The following is a 20,645-nucleotide window of genomic DNA, read 5'->3' on the forward strand; positions in this document are numbered from 1 at the left end:
GCCTGGGCCCCCCTCAGGCCCCTGCATCGCATGGCCCGGGCGCTATTGGGCGCCGTGAGCTTCCTGGGCTGATACCGCGCCGCAATTCCTGTGATTGACGGACGAGGCTCCGGTTGAGAATACTGCGGCCACTCCAGGAACCGGGGAAGCGAACTTCATCGGACGCTGGAGCAACTCCTCTGCATTTGAAGGAATAACTATGAGAAGAACGAGACTGGGTTGGGCATTGTATTCAGTGACGTTGGCGCTGGTTGCCGGGGACGGCTTCACGCAAGCGGCGCGGGCCGAGGTTCGGCTGCCGCGCGTCTTTTCGAGCCACATGGTGCTGCAGCAGGAAAAGCCGCTGGCGGTTTGGGGCTGGGCGCAGCCCAACGAGACGGTCAAGGTGCAGCTCGCCGCCAACAGTCAGCAGGTTAAGGCTAATGAGCGCGGCGAATGGAAGGCCACACTGCCGGCCCTGAAAGCGGGCGGCCCGTACACGATGACGGTGAGCGGTTCCAGCACGGTTCAGTTTGAAGATGTGATGATCGGCGAGGTGTGGCTGTGCTCAGGCCAGTCGAACATGGAGATGGGCGTCGGGGTGTCCAAGGCTGCGAAGGAGGAGGTGGCCGCTGCCAATCATCCGGGCATCCGGTTGCTGAAGGTGACAAAGAGCTGGAAGCCCGAGCCGCAGGATGACATTGAAGGGACCTGGAAGCCATGCACCCCCCAGACCATAGCCGAGGGCGGCTGGGGCGGCTTTTCCGCCTGCGCCTATTACTTCGGGCGGGAGCTGCACAAGAAGCTGGGAGTGACCGTGGGGTTGATTGATTCAAGCTGGGGCGGCACACGCATCGAGTCGTGGACGCCGCCTGAGGGATTTGCCGTCGTGCCGGCTCTCGAGCGGGATTACGAACTAGTGCAGTTGAGTGACCGGCGCACCGCACGCTATCGGCAGAGGCTGGAGCAGTTCTTGCAGGAAACGGAACGGTGGCTGGCCGTAGCCCGGCAGGCGCTCACCGAGCGCAAGATCGTCCCGACGATGCCGACCTACCCCGCGGAACTACAGGCGCCGCATCATTTGCAGCAGGCGACGGCGCTGTATAACGGGATGATCCATCCACTACATCCCTTCGCTCTGCGCGGCGCCATCTGGTATCAGGGCGAGTCCAATCGGGCGGAGGGCATGCTGTATGCCGAACGAATGAAGGCATTGATTGGCGGCTGGCGGCAGGTGTGGGGCGAAGGCGAGTTCCCATTCTACTACGTGCAGATTGCACCCTACAACTACAACGAGAATCCGGAGATTGTGGGCGAGTTCTGGGAAGCGCAGTCAGCGGCGCAGGTGGTGCCCAATACGGCGATGGCCGTCGTCAATGATATCGGCGACCTGAAGGACATTCACCCTGCGAACAAGCAAGAGGTTGGGCGTCGGTTGGCGCTTCTGGCTCTGGCCAGGACCTACGGGCACGATAAACTTGTTTGCTCCGGCCCGGCCTTTAAATCCATGACGATTGAAGGCGACAGACTGCGCCTGAGCTTCGATCATATCGGCGGCGGTTTGGCGAGTCGTGATGGCAAGCCGCTGAACTGGTTCGAAGTGATTGATGCGGAGGAAGGCGGCTTCGTCAAAGCCGATGCCCGGATAGACGGCACAACAGTTGTATTGAGCGCGCCGGATGTGAAGCATCCGGTGGCCATGCGCTTTGCCTGGAGCATGCTGGCGGAGCCGAACCTGATGAATGCCGAGGGCCTCCCCGCAAGCGCTTTCCGGGCCGGCAAGGAGCCCAAGCGTGAACTACTGGAGTTAAAAGTGCCCGAGGCCAAAGACTACCAGTTGGTCTATGACCTCGATTTGGGCAAACTGGGCGCGCAGATAAACTATGAGGCGGATAATCACGGCAAAGTACAGAAGCCGTTCGACCGGATCGCCTATTTCCTGGAATTGCAGGGCGCGGACAGAAACACGCAATACCTGTATGTCTCCATGGACGCGTTTACGGAGACGCTGGGCAAGCTTGGCGTGCCGACGGTCCAATCCGGCGCCCATTTCCAGCAGAACGTGGCCAACATGAACGTCTATTCCAACGTCAAGGGCATTGTCACCGGCACCGGGTTGGCGGGCGGGAACATCGAATTCTGGCCCAACAACTACGGTCCGGCCAACAGCGCGAATGTGCTGCAGGCGTCGGCGCAGGTATGGGACTTTGGGGATGAGCCGTCTGGTCCGGCCGACGGGTATGGCTCGATGCAGGTCCACAACCACGACGCCAAGCAGACGCTCTTTGCGGTGAACCACTGGAAGGAAGGCGACCGTGCAGACGTGGGGATTGGCAACCAGGCCAAGGGCAATCCCGACTGGACGTTTGCCGGCAATGCCGGTTCTTACAAGGCCAAGCGGCTGCGCGTGCTGGTGCGGTGCAAGTAGAGATTATGAAGCGGAAAGTACTGATCATTCTGTCCAACCGCCTGAATCGGTTTCAGAAACCGCGGTTCATTGAGTTGGAATGCGACGAGGAAGGCAACATCCTGAAGCAGCGCCCGCTGCGCAGCCAGCCCCGCGAACCACGTTTTGACGAGGTTTGGGAGAACGACGACGGCAAGACCGACTTCGCTTCCTGCCACAGCTTCAAGCGCAAATACAGCCATGCGCTGCAGAGATCCAAGGGCCGGAAACGGGCGGGTAAGTGAGATTGTCAGCTTCTCGGCGTGAGTGAGGACGGCGTAGTTACAGCCGCTTGCGTCAGTACCCGGGACGCCGCTTCAGAGGGTGGCTTAGTGCTGCGTGGTATTGCCCATTGGTATCTGGGCCGCAAGGTCTTCGGCGGGGTAGGTCCAGATTTCGGCAAGCGTGGGATGGTAATGCGGCATGGCGGCCAGCTCGTGCACGGTCATGCGCTTGTGCAGGGCAACGATGATCTCGTGGATTAGCTCGCCGCCGACTGGACCAACGCAACAGCCGCCTAGAATCTCCCCGCCGGCGGGGTCGGCCAGCAGCTTAACGAAGCCGTCTGTGGCTTCCATGATCAGCGATTTCCCATGGTCGTTGAAGGGGTAACTGGCGGCGAGATAGGGGCGGTTGGCTGCCCTTGCGCTTTTCTCCGTGAGGCCAACGAAGGCAACCTGGGGTTCAGTGAAGACGACCTCCGCCAGCAGGCGGTAGTCCATCGCTTTTAACTTGCCGGGATGGGCGATATTGTGGGCGGCCACCTCGCCTTGCTGGATGGCGATGTGCACGATCTCGTGCAGGCCGGTGCAATCGCCGGCCGCGTAGATATGAGGAAGGCTGGTCTGCATCCGGTCATTGGTGACGATGCGGCGGCCTTCGACCTGCACCCCAATTTGTCCCAGGCCGAGCGTAGCGATATTCGGCACCCGGCCCAGCGCAAAGAGAATCTCCTCGGCGCGCACCCGGACCATCTGCTCCTGCTGCTCGAAGGCGACTTCTTTCTCGTCCCCCACGCGGCGCGCGTCGCGCAGCTTGGTGTCCGTGTACAGGTTGATGCCCTCGCGGCGAAAGACCTTCTCCAGCGCGCTGCTGGCATCCTCGTCGAGCGCGCGCAGGAGATGGGCGCTGCGCTGGACTTGCGTCACCCGCACTCGGAAGCGCGTGAAGAACTGGGCGAATTCAGACGCCACCGCCCCGCCGCCCAGCACGATGAGTGACTGCGGCAGCCGGTCCAACTGGAGGGCGGTGTCGCTGGTGAGATAACCCAACTGCTCAAGCTGCGGGAGCGGAGACGGGGCAACAGCGGAACCTGTGGCGATGACGAAATGCGCGGCGGTGAGCCTCTCCTGCGTGCTGAGTTCCAGCGTGTGTGGGTCCACGAATCGAGCGTGGGCGCGCAAGAACCTGAACTTGCCTCCGGTGAGCTGTTTCACGCGGTAATCGGCAAAGTCCTTTATGAGCGCGTTCTTGCGTGCCATGACCTGGCGGAAGTCGAAACGGACGTCCTGGGCGTGGATACCCCACAGATCCGAATGGCTGGCCAGGTGCATTATCTCGGCGGCGTAAAGGAGCGCCTTGGTGGGCATGCAACCGCGCAGGATGCAAAGCCCCCCGACCTCCTCGCCGCCCTCGATGACCACCGTGTTCAAGCCTTCCGCCGCCGCTGTCCGGGCTGCGGCGTAACCCGCGCTGCCGCCGCCAATAACGGCAAGATCATAGTCATGTTTCGCCCCAGTTGTGTTCATGGGCAGACGATGCGCGAGGAAAGCCTGCCTGGCAAGGCGGGCGAAGGGAGTTTTGGAGGCGCTGACCACCTCCAGCCAACGCAAGTCAGCCCTCGGCCCGCGCCGCAGCCACAACTCCCGGACTGCGGCGGGAAGCGAAGCGCCGCGCTGGTGTGGAAAGGGCCGTCGCGCGGGAGCGGCTTGCCACAGCGGTTCGACCTACTTCGCCAGTCTCTGCCACTTGGTGAGCGCCTCAAAGCTCAACTGATAATCCGTCGCCAACCCGTTGTTCGTGGAGAGATGATGCATCGCCGCATTGATTGCCGCGGCTGACATTGCGTAATTCGGCCCACTGGACACTCCGGTCGCCGAGCTCACCAGCACCAAATGGTCCTCGATCAGCAACTGCACCGGAGCCGAGGAATCCCCCTGGCGAAGCCGACAGTTTGCGAGCGGGTCGGCGCAAACGGTCCAGTTCGTTCCCAGACCGAAAGGCACAGGCACACCCGTAAGCCCGCTCCAGCTGACGAAATCCCCTAATCGAACTGCTGTTCCAAACACCAGGTAATCCTGATTGACGCCGATTCCCTGCACGGCGGAAGACGCGCTGAGCCAGTTTGTGTAATTGGCGGGCAGCAGCGGCACATACCCCACCGATTCTGGCAAGTCCGAATCCAATATGCCCACGGTAATGCCCTTTCCCACGTTTGTAAACTGCAGGCTCATTCGGGTGTGGACCCGGCTGTTCGCATCCGAAAATGTGACTGTGTCGTGCCCGTTGAAGAACGGTGCCCAGGTGACGTGGGTCTGGGCCAGGTAATGGCGCGGGGAAACCATGGTCACCATGTACTGATATCCCGCGTGGTTGGTGCAACTGTAACCAAGGCAAGTGGCTGTCAGCCCGCGCACTCCGCGCAGCCAGCAGTTGGTTGACCAAACCGCGGAATAACCCGGGGAGTATCTAAACTGGTAGAACTGGATGGGTGGCGCTTTCGCCAAAAAAGCCATCGCAGCCAATGGATTGGTAAAACCCGTGGTTCGGCCCACCGCATTGGTCGCCAAGTGGTAGGCGAGAGGTATTCCCGCATTCGTGGCCTCCGACGTCCGAAGTGGTTCAGCGGCAGTTGACGTTGCCGCGATCGCGCTTGCGCACCGCATCATTCCTATTAACAGCAGCCAGAGAATTCTCATTCGTGTTCACCCTCAATCCACATCGCATCATTGATGTAGGTTCGGGCGTAGGTGTAAGGCATGGAGCCGTCACGACCGCCGTTGCCGGTGTTGCGGAACGAAAAGACGCCGCCGCCGGCCTGGTTGGGATCGTCACGGTAACCGACCAGCAACACGCTGTGGCCGTCGTAAACCGAATCCGCCGGGCACATCCGGAGCACGCCAGCAGACCATTTGGGCTGCCGGGGCCACCGCAGGCCAGCGCAGACAGGCCAGCCCTGGTTTAGAACGCACTTGATCGCCAGGAGTTGTTCCCCCGTCAGCCCGGTCTTCACGTCCCATTCCTTGATCCAATGATGACGAAGGCCGAGCGCCAGGCGCGTCTTCGCATCGGCGAGAACAGCGGGTGCCGGCGCCAGTGCCGGGTCGAAGTGGGCGCGATAAGGCAGATCCTTCTCCAAACAGATTCCGTAGGCGGCGAATCCCCGCCACAGGTCGGAGAAAAATCCGCCATCCCGGTCCTCGCCGACGATCCGGTTGGCGGCCCAGTTGAGGAATTCGACGCTGAAACGCTCACCGCAGCGCTGCCGGCGGGCTGCGGCAAATTCCAGGGCGCCCGTTATGGCAAACACTGAACAGGTGCCGCGTTTGCCCTGGCTGCGCCGTGCGAGACCCCAGTTCCCGAACGCGGGCCGCAGGTCAACGGAAACAGGAGGCGCAAGCTCGGGGCAGGACGAAGCTGAATTTGTCGTGTCAGACACCCTCTCCGCGCCCGCCCGGACCGAGCAGAATCCCAACCAGCCCGCAATTATGGCAAGAATGGCCAAATTCGTCGCACGGCAGCTTGCCGCCGACAATTCGGACCCTTGCCGCGAGTCGGCAGGTCGCTGAATATTTCTGTTCAAGCAACGCAGACCAGCTATTGAAACAGCCGCAGGTGCTCGGGTCAATGCAGAGCCTGACATGCGGAGTTCTGACACCTGCAACCGAGTCGCCACCCGTCCTCGCCGTGGCTTGCGAGCACTCCCGCCGAACGACGGTAGCCCGAAGCCTCCGGGACTCCAATCCGGGACTCCAATCAAGGCCAGCTACGGCGATACTACGCTGGCTACCCGGAGGGACTACGGTGTGTATCCCATGGGGAGCGCTCCCCATGGGATACACACCGTAGCACCACCATGCTGTCACCATGAACACAAGCCAAGGGTGCCGGGGTTAACGAGGGCTGGAAAAGGCAGGCAGGCAGCTTCACTGTCCCAAATGTGGACAGTGCGCGGGCTTCCACTTTGATAGAAACTCGGTCCAAGAGCATGGGACCGTGCTGGGTGACAGAGTCCAAGGCGTTCGGAAGTTGGGGAAGTGCCTGGACATCTGGATTGGCGCCTACAATCACCGGTGTTGTCGCAACGCGGGCTTCTTCATGGGATCGTAGAACGGGCCCATACGCGAATCAGGTCTAGATTCTCGTCTCATAGAGCAAACGACAACGTTACCGGTCTTCTGATTCAAGCGAAATTCAAGGCGCTGGAGGCGGTTTGCTGTCGGCGGGGTCACTTCTTCCTGGATCCCATTACATCCTTCCATAATGCTGGCCCGGAAGGCATCATTTGTTAGCTAGTCTAATAAGAGTGATATTATCTATTTTATTGACCCTCACGCCCTCTGCGCTGAGACTTACCGGGATGTCTGCGACGTGTTTAGTGCTGGTTAGCATCCATTGATTATGGATGAAACGCTCTCAGGGGACCTGATTTACATCTTCGCGTTCTGCCTGGGTGGCTTGGCGTTTGCGCTGGGGCCGTTCGCGATTGTCCACCTGCTGGCGCCCCGCAAGACCCGTAATTACGCCCGGAAGACGGAGCAGTTCATCGAGTGCGGCATGGACCCCATTGGAGATGCGTGGATCCGATACAGTGCGGTGTATTACTTATATGCCCTCGTATTCGTGGCCTTCGCGGTGGATGTGCTATATCTGGTCCCGGTGGCCCTGGTTTATAACCGCGTCGAGGAGTTTGTGATCCGGGACTTCGTGGAATTGGTCATCTTTGTGGGGATTCTATCCCTGGTAATCGTCTATGCCTGGCGGAAAGGTGTGTTCGAATGGCAGCGCAAGAAGATAATGCCCGAGTCCTGAAGGACTGCGCCCCCCATGTGCAGTTCGCCAAGCTGGATGAGTTGCTGGCCCTGGGCCGCGCCAACTCCCTCTGGCCGCTGACGTTTGGGATCGCCTGCTGCGCCATCGAGATGATGGCGGCGGGTGCTTCGCGTTTTGACCTGGCCCGCTTCGGCGCCGAGGTATTCCGGCCCTCCCCCCGCCAGGCCGACGTAATGATCGTCGCCGGCACCGTCAACAAGAAGATGGCGGCTGCAATCAAGACCCTGTACGACCAGATGCCCGAGCCGAAATGGGTAATTGCCATGGGTAACTGTGCGATTTCGGGCGGGCCGTTCGTTTTCCCCGGTCAATACGCGGTGGTGGAGGGGGTGGACAAGCTGTTCCCGGTGGACGTCTTTATCCCCGGCTGCCCGCCGCGCCCGGAGGCTTTGATCGAGGGCATCCTGAAACTGGAAGAGAAGCTTACCGGTAAACGCCGTTGGCCCATCGTGAAGCCAGAGTAGGCAATCGTGCCCCAGCGATGAATGCAACGGCTCCACAGCCTCCCGACAGCGTTTCACAGCAGGCCAAGCCCGCGGCGGCTCCAGGCTTCCGGGACGTATCCGCCAGTCAAGCGGCACCAGCCCCCAACCCGCTCGCCCACCTCCCCATCCCGTTCCAAGGCGTGGACTACGCGGCGAAAGGGTATCACGTCGAAGCGACAGTCGCGCCCGACCAAGTGGTCGCGGTCGCCGAGCAGCTCGATAAGGAGGGCCTGGCCCTGGACACCATCACGGGCGTGGACTGGTTGGCGGAGGGACAGATGGAAGTGGTTTATGATTACTTCCACCCGGCCAAGGCGTTGCGGGTTGTCGTGCGCACACGCATCCCGCGCGGCCAGCCGGAGATTGCGACGATTCAGAAGGTCTATCCCGGCGCCAACTGGCATGAACGCGAGACGCATGACTTTTTCGGCATCCGCTTCCTGGGACACCCGAATCTGACCCCCTTCCTGCTGCCCGAGGACGCTGACTTCCACCCGCTTAGGAAGGACTACGCCGCGTGATTGTCGAGGAGCCCAGTTCAACCACCGGCGCACCTCCACGCGAGACCTTCGTCATCAACCTCGGGCCGCAGCACCCCGCCACCCACGGCGTGCTGCGTGTCAAAATGACGATGGACGGCGAGTATGTCGTCCGCGCTGAACCGGTTGTCGGCTACATCCACCGGATGCAGGAGAAGATGGGCGAGAACCGCACTTACGCCCAGTTTCTTCCCAATACCAGCCGCATAGATTACCTGTCGGCAATGACCTACACCCACGCCTTTGTGGGGGCCGTCGAAAGGGCCGCCAAGCTGCAGATCCCGCCGCGCGTGGAGTACATTCGCGTCATCACTTCGGAGTTGAACCGCATCTCGAGCCACCTGGTCTGGTGGGGCGCCTTCCTGATGGACCTGGGCGGTTTCACGCCGATGCTATATGCATTTGACGACCGGGAGAAGATACTCGATTTGCTGGAAGGCATCACCGGCTCTCGCCTGACGTATAGCTATTACCGCATTGGCGGGCTCTACAACGATGTGGATGACGCTTTCGTCCAGGGCACCCGCGAGTTCGTCAAGCAGATGCGGCCCCGGCTGAAGATGTATCGCGACCTGGTCACCGATAATATCATCTTTCGCAAGCGGCTCATCGGCATCGGCCCCATCAGCAAGGAGATGTGCCGCAAGTATGGCGCGACCGGCCCGGTAATCCGTGGCTCCGGCATCCCCTACGACGTGCGCCGGGTCGAGCCCTACTCCGCCTATCCCGACTTTGACTTTGTCATTCCCACCTTCGAGGAAGGCGACTCCATGGCGCGCTATCTGGTGCACATGGAGGAAATCGTTCAGAGCCTGCGGATCATCGAGCAGGCGCTGGACAAGCTGCCGGACGGGCCCGTGATGGCGGAGAAGGTGCCGCGCGTCTTGAAGCTGCCGCCGGGCGACTATTGTTACGCGGTCGAAGCCGCCCGCGGACGCTTCGCCGTGCGGATCGTGAGCGACAACAAGGAAATCCCTTACCGGGTGAAGCTGCGCACCCCGTGCCTTTCCAACCTGAGCCTCTTCGAAGAAGCCAGCCAGGGCATGTTGCTGCCCGACGCCCTCGCCCTGATGGGCAGCCTGGACCTGGTCATCCCCGACATTGATCGCTAAATGATGGCCAGCTTCTCCAAGCCTCTATCCGCCTGGTGGCCCGAGCCGCTCCGGTTGGTGCTGTTCCTGGTCGGCGTCCTGGCCTTTGTAGGTCTGAACGCGGCGTACCTGGTGTGGGTCGAGCGCAAAGGCGCCGGCCGTTTCCAGCGTCGTCCCGGCCCGACGGAAGCAGGCTGGGCCGGCTTGCTGCAGCCGATCGCGGACGCGATCAAGCTCATGACCAAGCAGCTCATTGTCCCCGCCGGGGCTGATTCCACGCTGTTCCGCCTCGCCCCGCTGCTCATGATGTCACCGGCGTTGATGAGCCTGGCGGTCATCCCCTTCGGCGAAAGCCTTGCCGCGCGAAGCATCAACGTCGGGCTGCTCATGATCTTCGCCTTTGGCTCCATCAACGTAATGGCCATTATGCTCGGCGGCTGGTCTTCGCGGAACAAGTATGCCATCATTTCCGCCGCCCGGGTAGTCTCCCAGAACGTGGCCTACGAAATCCCAATGCTCCTGGTAGTCATTACGATGATCATGGTGACCGGGACCATGAACCTGAATGAGATTGTCGCGCAGCAAGCCGGCGCCTTCTGGAACTGGAATCTCTTCAAGGTCTGGATCAATCCCCTGATGCCCGTGACCTTCCTGGTCTTCTATATCTGCATGCTGGCGGAAACCAACCGCGCCCCGTTCGACATGGCCGAAGCGGAAAGTGAGCTGGTGGCCGGCGCGTACACCGAGTATGCCGGGATGGGATTCGGGGTGTTCTTCATGGCGGAGTATGCCAATATCCTCCTCGGCTGTGCCCTGGCCACTGTGTTGTTCCTGGGCGGCTGGCAGAGCCCCATCGGCATCCTTCCCGGCGTGTTCTGGTTTCTCGTGAAGATGTATTTCCTGATCTTCACGGTGGTCTGGATTCGCTGGACGTTTCCGCGCACGCAATTCTACGGGCTGCTTAACCTATCCTGGAAGATTCTCATCCCGGTCTCGCTCGTTGCGCTCATTCTTTCCAGCGCCATGATGAAGCTCTTGCGCGCATGAAACGCTCGCTCATAGAACTTGCCACCGGGTTCAACAGCCTGCTCGTGGGCATGCGCGTCACCATCCGCCAGTTCTTCAGGCCGACGGTGACGGTGCACTACCCGCATGAAGCACTGAAGATGCCGAAGCGCTTCCGCGGCCACATTGAGCTGGTGCGCGACCCCAAGACGGGCAAGGCCATCTGCTACGCCTGCAAGCTGTGCGAGCGGGCCTGCCCCAGCGACTGCATCGCCGTGGAAGGCGCCAAGCTCGAAGGGGCCAAGAAGAAGTCCGTCACCCAGTACGTCCTCGACTTCACCAAGTGCAGCCTCTGCGGCTCCTGTGTCGAAGCGTGCCGCGACAACGCCATCCGCTTTTCCCGTGAGTACAACCTGGCTGGCACCAACAAGGAGGATTACATCATGGACCTGTTCAAGCGCCTGGAAAACGAACGACTGGAAGCCGAGCGCACTGAAGCCCCGGCGGGGGCGCCGGCGTCGCCGCCTGCGGGCGCCCCGGGCGCCGGCGCACCAGCGAAGACGGTCGAACCCGGGCAGGAGGTCAAATGACCTCGTTCCCCGCCTCGCCGATGATCGTCGGCGCAATCTTCCTCCTCTGCGTGGCGACGACCGTAGTCGGCGCGCTCATTGCGGCTTTGACGGCCCGCATCATCCGGAGCGTGTGCGGCCTGGCGATTTGCTGCATCGGCCTGGCCGGGCTCTATTACTTCCTCCACAGCCCGTTTCTGGCCCTCATGGAGATTCTTATCTACGTCGGCGCAGTTTGCGTCACCATCGTTTTTGCGGTCATGCTGGCCGAACCAGACGAACCCGTCCGCGAGGACCATCGCGGGGCCGCTCTGCTGTGGGGCGGCGTCGCACTGCTGGTCAGCGCCGCGATCTTCTGGGGTCTCTGGCGCCTCGGCGCGCAGCAGGACTGGACCGCGCCCGCTGCCCGCCTCACCGACGGCTCGGTGCGAGCCATTGGCAAGTCGCTTCTGACCACCTACAGCCTGGCGTTCGAGCTCATCTCCCTGGCCCTTCTGGTGGCCATCGTCGGCGCCCTGGCCATCGCCCGTACCGGGAGGACCAAGCCATGAATCCACTGCCCCTGAGTGAACGGCCCGAAGTCTATTTCACGGTTGCAGCGCTCCTGCTGGCCATTGGCATCTTTGGCCTGCTGCGGCGTCGCACCCTGATCGGCATGCTCATTTCCGGCGAGCTTGTCTTCTCCGCCGCCTCGCTCAATCTCATGACATTCAACCGGTTCAGGGCCCCAGACCCCGCCGTGGGGCAGATTTTTGTCCTGTTCATCATGGGGCTGGCGGCTGCCGAGATCGCTATCGCCCTCAGCATCATCATCGCTGTCTATCGCAACTACCGCTCTGTCAAAACCCGGGAGCTCAGTGAGTTGAACGGATAGGGGAATGGAATCCACTCACGACATCAGGCTGCTCCTCGCGGTTTTGGCCCCGCTCCTCGGCGCCGGCCTCGTGATGGCCGCCGGCAAGCGGCCCAACGTGCGCGAAACCTGCTCCTTCCTCGCCGCGGCCACGCTCTTCATCATCACCGCTTCACTGGTGTCGGACGTCCACGCCGGGAAGAAGCTCTATTTCTGCGTCTTCGATCTATTGCCGGGCCTGAGCGTCGCGCTGCGGGCGGACGCCTTGTCCATGGTCTTCGCTCTGTCGGCGTCGTTCCTGTGGGTCGTCACCGTCTTCTACTCGGCGGGCTACATGCGCGGACTCCACGAGCATGCGCAGACCCGCTTCAACACCTGCTTTGCGCTGGCCTTGTTCGGCGCGATCGGCTGCGCCTTCGCTGACAATCTCCTCACCTTGTATCTCTTCTACGAGATCGTCAGCATCTGCACCTATCCGCTTGTGGCGCACCATCAGGATGCAGAAAGCTACGAGAGCGGCAGGAAGTACCTCACCTACCTTACCGGCGCCGCCAAGGGGCTGTTGCTGCCGGCGTTGGTCGTGATCTATGTCCTGAATGGGAACCTGGACTTCGCCAACAACATCAGCACCGGCATCCTGCCCCCGGACGTCAACCGCTGGGTGACAACGGCTCTCTATGCCTGCTGCATTCTCGGCTTCGCCAAGAACGCTGTGATGCCGCTCCACCACTGGCTCCCCAGCGCCATGGTCGCCCCCACCCCGGTCAGCGCGCTGCTCCACGCCGTCGCGGTGGTCAAGGTCGGCGTATTCTCCACCGTGCGCGTCATGTTGCACGTCTTCGGCGTGGACACGATGCAGGCGCTTAACCTCGGCCTCCCCACTGCCTATTTCGTCTCCATTACCATCGTCGTTGCTTCTATCATCGCGTTGAGCAAGGACAATCTGAAAATGCGGCTGGCCTACTCCACCGTCAGCCAGCTCTCCTATATCATTCTCGGCGTGGCGTTGTTGCAGCCGGCCGGCATCGAGGGCGGCCTCGTTCACATCGCGAATCACGCCTTCTCGAAGATTACGCTGTTCTTCTGCGCCGGTGCCATCTATGTCGCCACGCACAAGAAGAACATCTCAGAGATGAGCGGCCTGGGGCGCATGATGCCGTTCACCTTCGGCGCGTTCGCCCTCGCCTCGCTTAGCATGATTGGCGCCCCGCCGGTTGCCGGCTTCGTTACCAAATGGTACCTGCTCAAAGGCGCGTTCGATGCGCGCTCGGTCGGCATCATCATCGTGCTGCTCGCCAGCACACTGCTCAACGCGGCCTACTTCGCCCCGGTCGTCTACAGCGCCTTCTTCGGGGAGCCCTCGCGGGCAGACCTGGAACACCAGCACCGGGAGGCCCATCCCGCGATGGTGATTCCCCTCACCGTCACCGCCGCCATTTCAGTAATGATCGGCCTCTACCCCGGCTTCTTCATGAGATTCGTCCACGCCGTCCTGTAATGAACCTTGCCAGGCTAATCGAGTATCTGGGCGAGCGGTTAAAGACCGTTAAGCGAGCCTGCATCGGAGTGCTCGTGCTGCTCGCTTTGGTGGATATCCTCCTCGTGGGCAAGAGTGAGGCCCACACGGCGGCGGAGCACGTCCCGGCGTTCTGGTCCATCTTCGGCTTCGTCGGCTGCGCGCTGCTCATCGTTCTTTCCAAGTGGTATGGCCACCTGGGCATCATGACGCGCGAGGACTACTACGAGGAAGAAAAGGAGCGAGCCGATGAATAGTTTCTGGCTCCATCCTTCGCTGATCCTGATCCTGGGCAGCCTGCTGCTGCTGGGGGTGCCTGCGCGGCTGAAGAAGGCTTACCTGTTGCTGGTGCCGATCCTGGTCTTTGCCCGGATCCTGGCGCTGCCCCACGTGCCGCAGGGGGAGCAGCTCCTGCTTGGCAAGGTGCAGTTCCTGGACTGGACGCTGGTGTTTGGCCGCGTGGACGCCCTCAGCCACGTCTTCGGCTACATCATGAGCCTGATGTGCATCCTGAGCACCTTATACGGCGTGCATGTCAAGGACGACTGGCAGCACATCGCTTCGTGGTTCTATGTTGCCGGTTCCATCGGCTGCATCTACGCGGGGGACTTCGTCACCTTGTTCCTGTTCTGGGAGGTGATGGCTTTCTCCTCGGTGTTCCTCATCTGGTTCCGACGCCGGCGCGAATCGCTGGGCGCGGGATATCGTTACTTGCTCGTGCACGTCGCGGGTGGGGTGGCTTTGCTCGCTGGCATTGTGCTTCATTGCAACGCCCCGGGAAACAACTGGTCCTTCACCCTTCTGGATGTCCAGCACCCGACCGCCGCCATGTATCTCATTATGGCGGGGTTCATTCTCAACGCCGCCGTCCCGCCGCTGCACGCCTGGCTGCCGGACGCTTACGGCGAAGCCACCTTCAACGGCTCCGTCTTCCTCTGCGCCTTTACCACCAAGACCGCTGTCTATGCCCTCTGCCGTGGTTTCGCCGGCATGGATATCCTCGTGCCGCTAGGCGTCATCATGGCCCTTTACGGTGTTGTCTACGCCGTGCTGGAGAACGACTGCCGCCGCCTGCTCGCCTACCACATCATCAGCCAGGTCGGCTACATGGTGGTGGGCGTGGGCCTGGGCACGCAGATGGCCATCAACGGCGCCTGTGCGCACGCCTTCGCCCATATCCTCTACAAGGGACTGCTCTTCATGGGCTGCGGCGCGGTGCTGCATATGACCGGCCAGAGCAAGTTCACCGAGCTGGGCGGGTTGTGGAAGAAGATGCCCTGGACTTTTGTGTTCACCCTCATCGGTGGCCTTTCGATCTCCGCCTTCCCGCTCTTCAGCGGTTTCGTCAGCAAGTCCATGATCGTCAGCGCGGGGTTCGAGGAGCACAAGTACTGGGTCGGCTTCCTCCTGCTGCTCGCCTCCTCGGGCACGTTCCTGCACACCGGGCTGAAGGTCCCTTACTTCATCTGGTTCGGCAAGAACCGGCCCCGGCAGGAAACCTGGGACCGCGCCGCCGAGCCGCCGTGGAACATGAACGCCGCCATGATCATCGCCTCGGCGCTCTGCATCTTCATCGGGTGCTATACCCCGTACCTCTACAAGATGCTGCCGTATCCGGACCTGGCTGCCGAGTATCATCCTTACACCGCCTACCATATCTCCGAGACCCTCCAGATTTTGCTCTTCACCGGGCTGGGCTTCTTCCTGTTGCTCAAGAAGCTGGTGCCCACCCCCACGATCAGCCTGGACATGGACTGGTTCTACCGCCAAGGCGGGCGTGTCTTTCTGTGGCTGGCCCGCAAGCCCGCCCAGGCCGCCGACACATTCATCGGTGAACTCTATCGCCTGGCTGGACTGGTGCCGCTCATGATCAGCGCCCGCGCTTCCGCTCTGTTCGACAACGAGGTTATTGACGGCGCCGTGGACGGTCTCGCCAGCACCATCCAAGGCATCGGCCGACGCCTGCGCCTCGCCCAGCGTGGCCAGATGCAGCAGAACCTGGCCTTCGCCTTCGCCGTCGCTGCCGCCCTGCTCATTGCCTATTGGTTATTGGCTATCGGCGATTGACCATGCATGCTGACTCCAGCGAAACCGGTCACTTGCTGAGCGTCCTGATCTTCAGCCCGCTGCTGCTGGCCGCGATCGCGACCTTCCTGCGCAATGAACGGGCTTTGCGCTGGTGGACCTTGTTCGCCACCTCCGGCATCGCCCTGCTTTCCCTCCAGCTTTGGTGGGACTTCGACCCCACGACCGCCGCCTTCCAGTTCACCGAGTTCGCGGATTGGATTCCGGCCCTCAAGATCAAATACTCCGTCGGCATAGACGGCATCAGCCTCCTGTTGGTTCTGCTCACGACGCTCATCATGCCGCTCTGCGTCCTGTGCTCCTGGCGCTACATCCAGGCCCGGCTCAAGGAGTTCATGATCTGCCTGCTGGTGATGGAGAGCGCGATGATCGGCGTGTTCTGCGCACTGGACTTCGTCCTCTTCTTCGTTTTCTGGGAAGCCATGCTGATCCCGATGGCCCTGCTCATCGGCGTCTGGGGCGGCCCGCGCAGGATCTACGCCGCCCTCAAGTTCTTCATCTACACCATGGCCGGCTCGGTCCTGCTGCTCGTCTCCATCATCGCTCTCCGCCTCAAGGTCGGCAGCTTCAGCATCCCCGACATGATGGGCCAGGATTATCCCCTCAGCTTCCAGATCTGGGTCTTCCTCGCCTTCTTCATCTCGTTCGCCATCAAGGTGCCGATGTTCCCCTTCCACACCTGGCTGCCGGCCGCCCACGTCGAAGCCCCGACCGCCGGCAGCGTGCTCCTGGCGAGCATCCTCCTTAAAATGGGCACCTACGGCTTCCTCCGCTTCTCCCTGCCCATCACGCCCTATGCAACCCACCTTTTCACGCCCTACATCCTCTGGCTGTCGGTGGCCGCCATTCTCTACGGCGGCCTGACTTCGCTGGCGCAGACCGATCTCAAGAAGCTGGTCGCCTACTCCAGCGTCGCTCACATGGGCTTTGCCACGCTTGGAATCTTCGCCCTTAACGAGCTCGGCATCCAGGGCGCTGTGTTCGTCATGATCAACCACGGCATCACCACTGGCGCGCTCTTCATCGTCGTGGGCCTCATCTACGAGCGGCTGCACACGCGCGACCTCGCCCAAACCGCCGGCATGGGCAGGACCATGCCCGTCTTCGCCATGTTTGCCGGCGTGTTCGCCCTGTCCTCCCTCGCTTTTCCCGGCACCAACAGCTTCATCGGCGAACTCCTGGTCCTGGCTGGCGGCTTCAAGCTCGCCGCCGAAAACCCGGCCTTCATTGCCGCCATGATCCTCGTCGTTCCCGGCGTGGTGCTCGCCGCCGCCTACATGCTCCGCATGCTGCAACGAGTCGCCTACGGCGGCACCCGCAACCCCGACCACTCCGGCCTGCTGGACCTGAACCTGCGCGAGATACTTACCCTCGCCCCGCTGTTGCTTCTCGTCTTCTGGATCGGTCTCCACCCCGCCCCCTTCACCCGCGTCATGGAGAAGACGGTGCAGAACCTCCTGGCGCAAACTCAACGCCCATCCGGCGTCATTACCGCAACGCACTCCTCGCCCCCCGCCACCGCCAACCACCCATGACGCTCCCTGCCCTCCTCGCCTTTCTTCCCGAGCTTGTGCTCCTGCTCGGCGCGCTGGTGCTCTTCTTCATCACGCTGGGCGAGAACCGCGCGCGCCAGGCCCGCATGGCGGCGTTCCTGACCGCTTGCGTCACGATCATCGCCTGCGGATTCGCTCTTTTCCAGCAAGCCACCTTGTTCAGCGGCGCCTACCGCGTGGACCTCTTCTCCCAGGTTCTCAAAGTAGTCTTTGCCTTTGGCTTCCCGCTGGTCCTGCTCTTGAGCGGCGACCTCGAAGACATTCGCGAGGACGTCAAGCCCGAGTACTATCTCTTCCTTACCCTGTGCGTTGCCGGCCTGGTTATGCTCGTGAGCTGCGTGGACCTCATCACCCTCGTCATCGCCCTCGAAGTCTCCGCGTTTCCGCTCTACTTCATGGTCGCCATGCGCCGCGAACGCGAAGGCCAGCGCGTCCAGATGGAATCGGCCATCAAATACATCATGTTCGGCGTCGCCGCCAACGGCGTGATGTTCTTCGGCATGAGCTACCTCTTCGGGCTCACCGGAACGACCTCCCTCACCGAACTCCTGCCCCGTCTCCAGCCGGTGATCCAGAGCCCGATGGCCATCGTCGGCCTCGCCCTGACCTTCTGCGGCCTTTACTACAAGCTCGCCATTCTCCCCTTCCACTTCTGGACGCCGGACGTCTATCAGGGCGCCTCCAACGAAACCGCCGGCCTCGTCGCCTCGCTGCCCAAGCTCGGCGCCGTCGCCGTCCTCGTGCGCTTTGTCTCCCTGGCCTCGCCGGGCAACCACTCCGTCGCCCTCATGCTGGCCATCCTTGCCGCGGCCTCCATGTTCTACGGAAACCTCATCGCTCTCATCCAGAAGGACTTTAAGCGCCTGCTCGGCTTCTCCGGCATCGCCCATGCCGGCTACGCCCTCATCGGCTTTGTCGCCCTCGACACCTTCGGCTACACCGCCGCCCTTTACTACATCATCGGCTACCTCCTCATGGTGCTGGCGTGCTTCGTGGTCATCTGCAAGGTCTCGTCCGACGGCACCAATGTCTCCCTCGACGACCTCGCCGGCCTGCACCGCCGCGCCCCGCTGCTCGCGGTGACGCTGGTGGTGGGTGTGTTTGCCCTGGCGGGCATTCCGCCCTTCGTTGGCTTCATGGGCAAGCTCAGCCTGCTGACCGCCGCCCTGGAGAAGGGCTATCTCCTCCTGGTGATCATCGCCATGGTCAACGCCGCCATTGCCGTTTACTACTACCTCTGCGTCGTCCGCGAAGCCTGCTTCCGCGACCCCGGCGACCGTCCTCCCATCCAGCTCGACTGGTCCACCAAGACCCTTTGTGTGCTGCTCATCGCGGGCATTCTCGCTCTCGGCATCGCCCCCGGCCAGGTCCTGGAGACCCTCTCCACCTCGGTCGCCGCGGCCACCGGCACCGCTCCGCCAGCCGCCTCTGTCATTACCGACGTCATTCGCTGAGCTCGGCTCTCCCCCGGTATTACCGTCCGGCCTGCCGGCGTTATGGCCGAACAGGCAACTGGTCAATCGCGGCGGCCAGCTTCAATCCGCCACGCCCAGACGCTTCTGAAGTTCTTCGAGTGAAACGCCCTTGGTCTCCGGAAGGAACCTGGCCACCAGCACGAACTGCACGATCATCATCGCCGCGAAGAAGCCGAACGCGTAGGGTGCCCCGCCGCCCGATTTCCCCACCACCACCGGGAACGACCAGCTCACCCCGAGACACAGCACCCAGACCAGGCAGGTAACGGCAGCCGATCCCGAGGCGCGGACCGCGTTGGGCAGCAGTTCATTGATGATCACCCAGACCACCGCCCCCTGCGAATAGGCGTGGGTGCCGACGATCCCCATCAGCGCGGCGATTACAATCCAGCCCTGCGCATGCGTAGCGAAGACCCATGCCGCCAGCAGATGGGACATGACAAACGTGACCGATCCGACCAGCAGCAGGGCTTTGCGCCCGACGCGGTCAATAAGCGCCATCGCCAGAATCGTCATCACCAGGTTGGTGAAGCCAATAATGACCGATTGCATTAACGCGCTCGCCTGGTCGGCGCCGGCCATGCGGAAGATGTCCGCCGAGTAATAGAGCACCGCGTTGATGCCATCGAGCTGGTTGAATGCGGCGATCATGCAAGCCAGCAGCAGCGGCGTAAGATACTTGCGCTGGAAAAGGCGCTGCTGCGCACCGCCCATCTCAGCTTTGAGGGAGGCGGCAATCGCCCCAGCTTCCTCTGCCGGGCTTTCATGCCCAAACCGTGCCAGCACCGCCTCGGCTTGCTCGCGTCGGCCCCGCTTCACCAGCCAGCGCGGGCTCTCGGGAATCAGCAGCGCCGTCAGCAGGAACGCCACCGCGGGCGCCGTCATGATCCCGAACATCCAGCGCCACGCCGTCGGATGATCGGCGCCCATTGCGAGCGCCACGAGGTAGTTGGAGAAATAGGCCGCCAGGATCCCGAGCACGATGTTCAACTGGCTGACCGCCACCAGCAGCCCGCGCCGCCGGGCGGGGGCGATTTCCGTGATATACATCGGGCAGACCACCGAGGCCCCGCCCACCGCCACCCCGCCCAGCCAGCGGAAGAACAGCAGGGCATACCAGTTCCAGGCCAGCGCGCAGCCCAACGCTGCGATGACAAACAGCACCGCCAGCCAGGCCAGCACCGGACGCCGCCCCCACCAATCCGCCGGCCGGCCCACCAGCAGCGATCCGACCATCGTCCCCAGGAGCGCGCTGGACACCGTGAAGCCGAGCAAGTTGTCGTTGAGCGCGTACACCTGTCGCAGGGCGTCAGTCGTGCCGGAAATGACGGCGGTGTCGAAGCCAAAGAGCAGTGAGCCGAGTGCTGCCACGATCGCGCTGAGCAACAGGACTCCGCTCCTGCCGTGGCGAGGGCTGGTGGTTTTGGGGTCAATTGCGAGCGGGGTGTCCATAATCATGGCTTTGTTTGGTGGCCGACATCGGGCGGCCATTGTAGCGGGTGCCGCCAGTGGTTCAAACATTTGGTGTTTCACGGATTTCCGGTGAGCACCGATAGCAATTCGTCCTCTCGCAGGCCCTTTCTTACTTTCACCACCACCCCCGGACGGGCTCGACGCCGTTGCGCCGGTCGTACGCTGGCGTTGGCGTGCGGATGGCTGGACGATAGCTTGTTAGTGCGGTCTGGCCCCGGTGTGTATCCCATGGGGAGCGCTCCCCATGGGATACACACCGGGGCACCACCGTGCCGTAACCGTATCGCCACGCCAGGGGTACTTGGGTCAGCGGGGGCTGGAGAGGGTAGGTAGGCAGCAGTACTGTCCAAAATTTGGACAGTGCGCGGGCTGGGGCCATCCAGGCGGTGCGGGTTAGAAACTCCTTCGGCGGTTCTCCGAAATCCGTCAGGAATCAAGCAGATTGAGGAGGCTGTGTGGACGCCGGATGCAGCTTGACCGTACTGCCGGACAAGCCACGCGTCGTTGCGCGGGCGGGTCGCCTC

The 20,645-nt window shown here is 62.1% G+C and carries 19 protein-coding genes; 15 read left to right on the plus strand and 4 right to left on the minus strand.

All coding sequences use genetic code 11. The annotated features are described in order from the left end of the window. Positions 1-199: 199 nt before the first annotated feature. Complete coding sequence (locus tag P5205_04230; protein ID HSA09557.1) at positions 200-2,407, plus strand: sialate O-acetylesterase; 2,208 nt, start codon at positions 200-202, stop codon at positions 2,405-2,407. 5 nt (positions 2,408-2,412) lie between these two features. Continuing rightward, a complete protein-coding gene (locus P5205_04235; GenBank protein ID HSA09558.1) occupies positions 2,413-2,670 on the plus strand; it encodes a hypothetical protein in 258 nt (85 codons plus the stop codon). Positions 2,671-2,754: 84 nt separating this feature from the next. On the opposite strand, the gene P5205_04240 is transcribed toward P5205_04235, so the two are convergent. The 3 genes from P5205_04240 to P5205_04250 form a co-directional block, all read right to left on the minus strand. Next, positions 2,755-4,173 (minus strand): dihydrolipoyl dehydrogenase, encoded by a 1,419-nt coding sequence (locus tag P5205_04240; protein HSA09559.1) that lies wholly within the window; start codon positions 4,171-4,173, stop codon positions 2,755-2,757. Between the two features lie 198 nt (positions 4,174-4,371). Further along, positions 4,372-5,151 carry a hypothetical protein gene (locus P5205_04245; protein HSA09560.1) on the minus strand — a complete coding sequence of 260 codons (780 nt, stop codon included), beginning with the start codon at positions 5,149-5,151 and terminating at the stop codon, positions 4,372-4,374. 188 nt (positions 5,152-5,339) lie between these two features. Beyond that, the gene (locus tag P5205_04250; GenBank protein HSA09561.1) at positions 5,340-6,149 is read right to left on the minus strand and encodes a C1 family peptidase; all 810 of its coding nucleotides are present in this window, start codon (positions 6,147-6,149) and stop codon (positions 5,340-5,342) included. An 896-nt stretch (positions 6,150-7,045) separates the two neighbouring features. On the opposite strand from P5205_04250, the gene P5205_04255 reads away from it, so the two are divergent. The 13 genes from P5205_04255 to P5205_04315 are packed head-to-tail and all read left to right on the plus strand — an operon-like array spanning position 7,046 to position 18,627. Continuing rightward, positions 7,046-7,456: an NADH-quinone oxidoreductase subunit A gene (locus P5205_04255; protein HSA09562.1), complete on the plus strand. Its 411-nt coding sequence runs from the start codon at positions 7,046-7,048 to the stop codon at positions 7,454-7,456. After that, the gene (gene nuoB, locus P5205_04260; GenBank protein HSA09563.1) at positions 7,423-7,941 is read left to right on the plus strand and encodes an NADH-quinone oxidoreductase subunit NuoB; all 519 of its coding nucleotides are present in this window, start codon (positions 7,423-7,425) and stop codon (positions 7,939-7,941) included. Before P5205_04255 ends, nuoB begins: the two co-directional genes overlap by 34 nt. Before the next feature lie 17 nt (positions 7,942-7,958). Next, the gene (locus P5205_04265; protein ID HSA09564.1) at positions 7,959-8,483 is read left to right on the plus strand and encodes an NADH-quinone oxidoreductase subunit C; all 525 of its coding nucleotides are present in this window, start codon (positions 7,959-7,961) and stop codon (positions 8,481-8,483) included. After that, a complete protein-coding gene (locus P5205_04270) occupies positions 8,480-9,613 on the plus strand; it encodes an NADH-quinone oxidoreductase subunit D (protein HSA09565.1) in 1,134 nt (377 codons plus the stop codon). The genes P5205_04265 and P5205_04270 overlap by 4 nt, the downstream gene beginning before the upstream one ends. Further along, positions 9,614-10,639 carry an NADH-quinone oxidoreductase subunit NuoH gene (gene nuoH / locus P5205_04275; GenBank protein ID HSA09566.1) on the plus strand — a complete coding sequence of 342 codons (1,026 nt, stop codon included), beginning with the start codon at positions 9,614-9,616 and terminating at the stop codon, positions 10,637-10,639. It abuts the gene before it with no gap. Further along, positions 10,636-11,187 carry an NADH-quinone oxidoreductase subunit I gene (locus P5205_04280; protein ID HSA09567.1) on the plus strand — a complete coding sequence of 184 codons (552 nt, stop codon included), beginning with the start codon at positions 10,636-10,638 and terminating at the stop codon, positions 11,185-11,187. The genes nuoH and P5205_04280 overlap by 4 nt, the downstream gene beginning before the upstream one ends. Continuing rightward, positions 11,184-11,717 (plus strand): NADH-quinone oxidoreductase subunit J, encoded by a 534-nt coding sequence (locus P5205_04285; protein ID HSA09568.1) that lies wholly within the window; start codon positions 11,184-11,186, stop codon positions 11,715-11,717. The genes P5205_04280 and P5205_04285 overlap by 4 nt, the downstream gene beginning before the upstream one ends. Beyond that, positions 11,714-12,040: an NADH-quinone oxidoreductase subunit NuoK gene (nuoK, locus tag P5205_04290; protein ID HSA09569.1), complete on the plus strand. Its 327-nt coding sequence runs from the start codon at positions 11,714-11,716 to the stop codon at positions 12,038-12,040. Before P5205_04285 ends, nuoK begins: the two co-directional genes overlap by 4 nt. A gap of 4 nt (positions 12,041-12,044) precedes the next feature. Then, a complete protein-coding gene (locus P5205_04295) occupies positions 12,045-13,517 on the plus strand; it encodes a monovalent cation/H+ antiporter subunit D family protein (protein HSA09570.1) in 1,473 nt (490 codons plus the stop codon). Then, complete coding sequence (locus P5205_04300; protein ID HSA09571.1) at positions 13,517-13,792, plus strand: hypothetical protein; 276 nt, start codon at positions 13,517-13,519, stop codon at positions 13,790-13,792. The genes P5205_04295 and P5205_04300 overlap by 1 nt, the downstream gene beginning before the upstream one ends. Next, positions 13,785-15,602, plus strand: a complete 1,818-nt coding sequence (locus tag P5205_04305; protein HSA09572.1) for a Na(+)/H(+) antiporter subunit D — start codon at positions 13,785-13,787, stop codon at positions 15,600-15,602. The genes P5205_04300 and P5205_04305 overlap by 8 nt, the downstream gene beginning before the upstream one ends. A 2-nt stretch (positions 15,603-15,604) precedes the next feature. Further along, positions 15,605-17,155 (plus strand): NADH-quinone oxidoreductase subunit M, encoded by a 1,551-nt coding sequence (locus P5205_04310; protein HSA09573.1) that lies wholly within the window; start codon positions 15,605-15,607, stop codon positions 17,153-17,155. Beyond that, positions 17,152-18,627: an NADH-quinone oxidoreductase subunit N gene (locus P5205_04315; GenBank protein HSA09574.1), complete on the plus strand. Its 1,476-nt coding sequence runs from the start codon at positions 17,152-17,154 to the stop codon at positions 18,625-18,627. The genes P5205_04310 and P5205_04315 overlap by 4 nt, the downstream gene beginning before the upstream one ends. 81 nt (positions 18,628-18,708) lie before the next feature. Here the strand turns inward: P5205_04315 and P5205_04320 are convergent, their stop codons facing one another. Next, positions 18,709-20,100: a sugar porter family MFS transporter gene (locus tag P5205_04320; protein HSA09575.1), complete on the minus strand. Its 1,392-nt coding sequence runs from the start codon at positions 20,098-20,100 to the stop codon at positions 18,709-18,711. Between the last annotated feature and the right edge of the window lie 545 nt (positions 20,101-20,645).

The organism is Candidatus Paceibacterota bacterium (assembly GCA_035452965.1).
Lineage (GTDB): Bacteria > Verrucomicrobiota > Verrucomicrobiia > Limisphaerales > UBA8199 > UBA8199.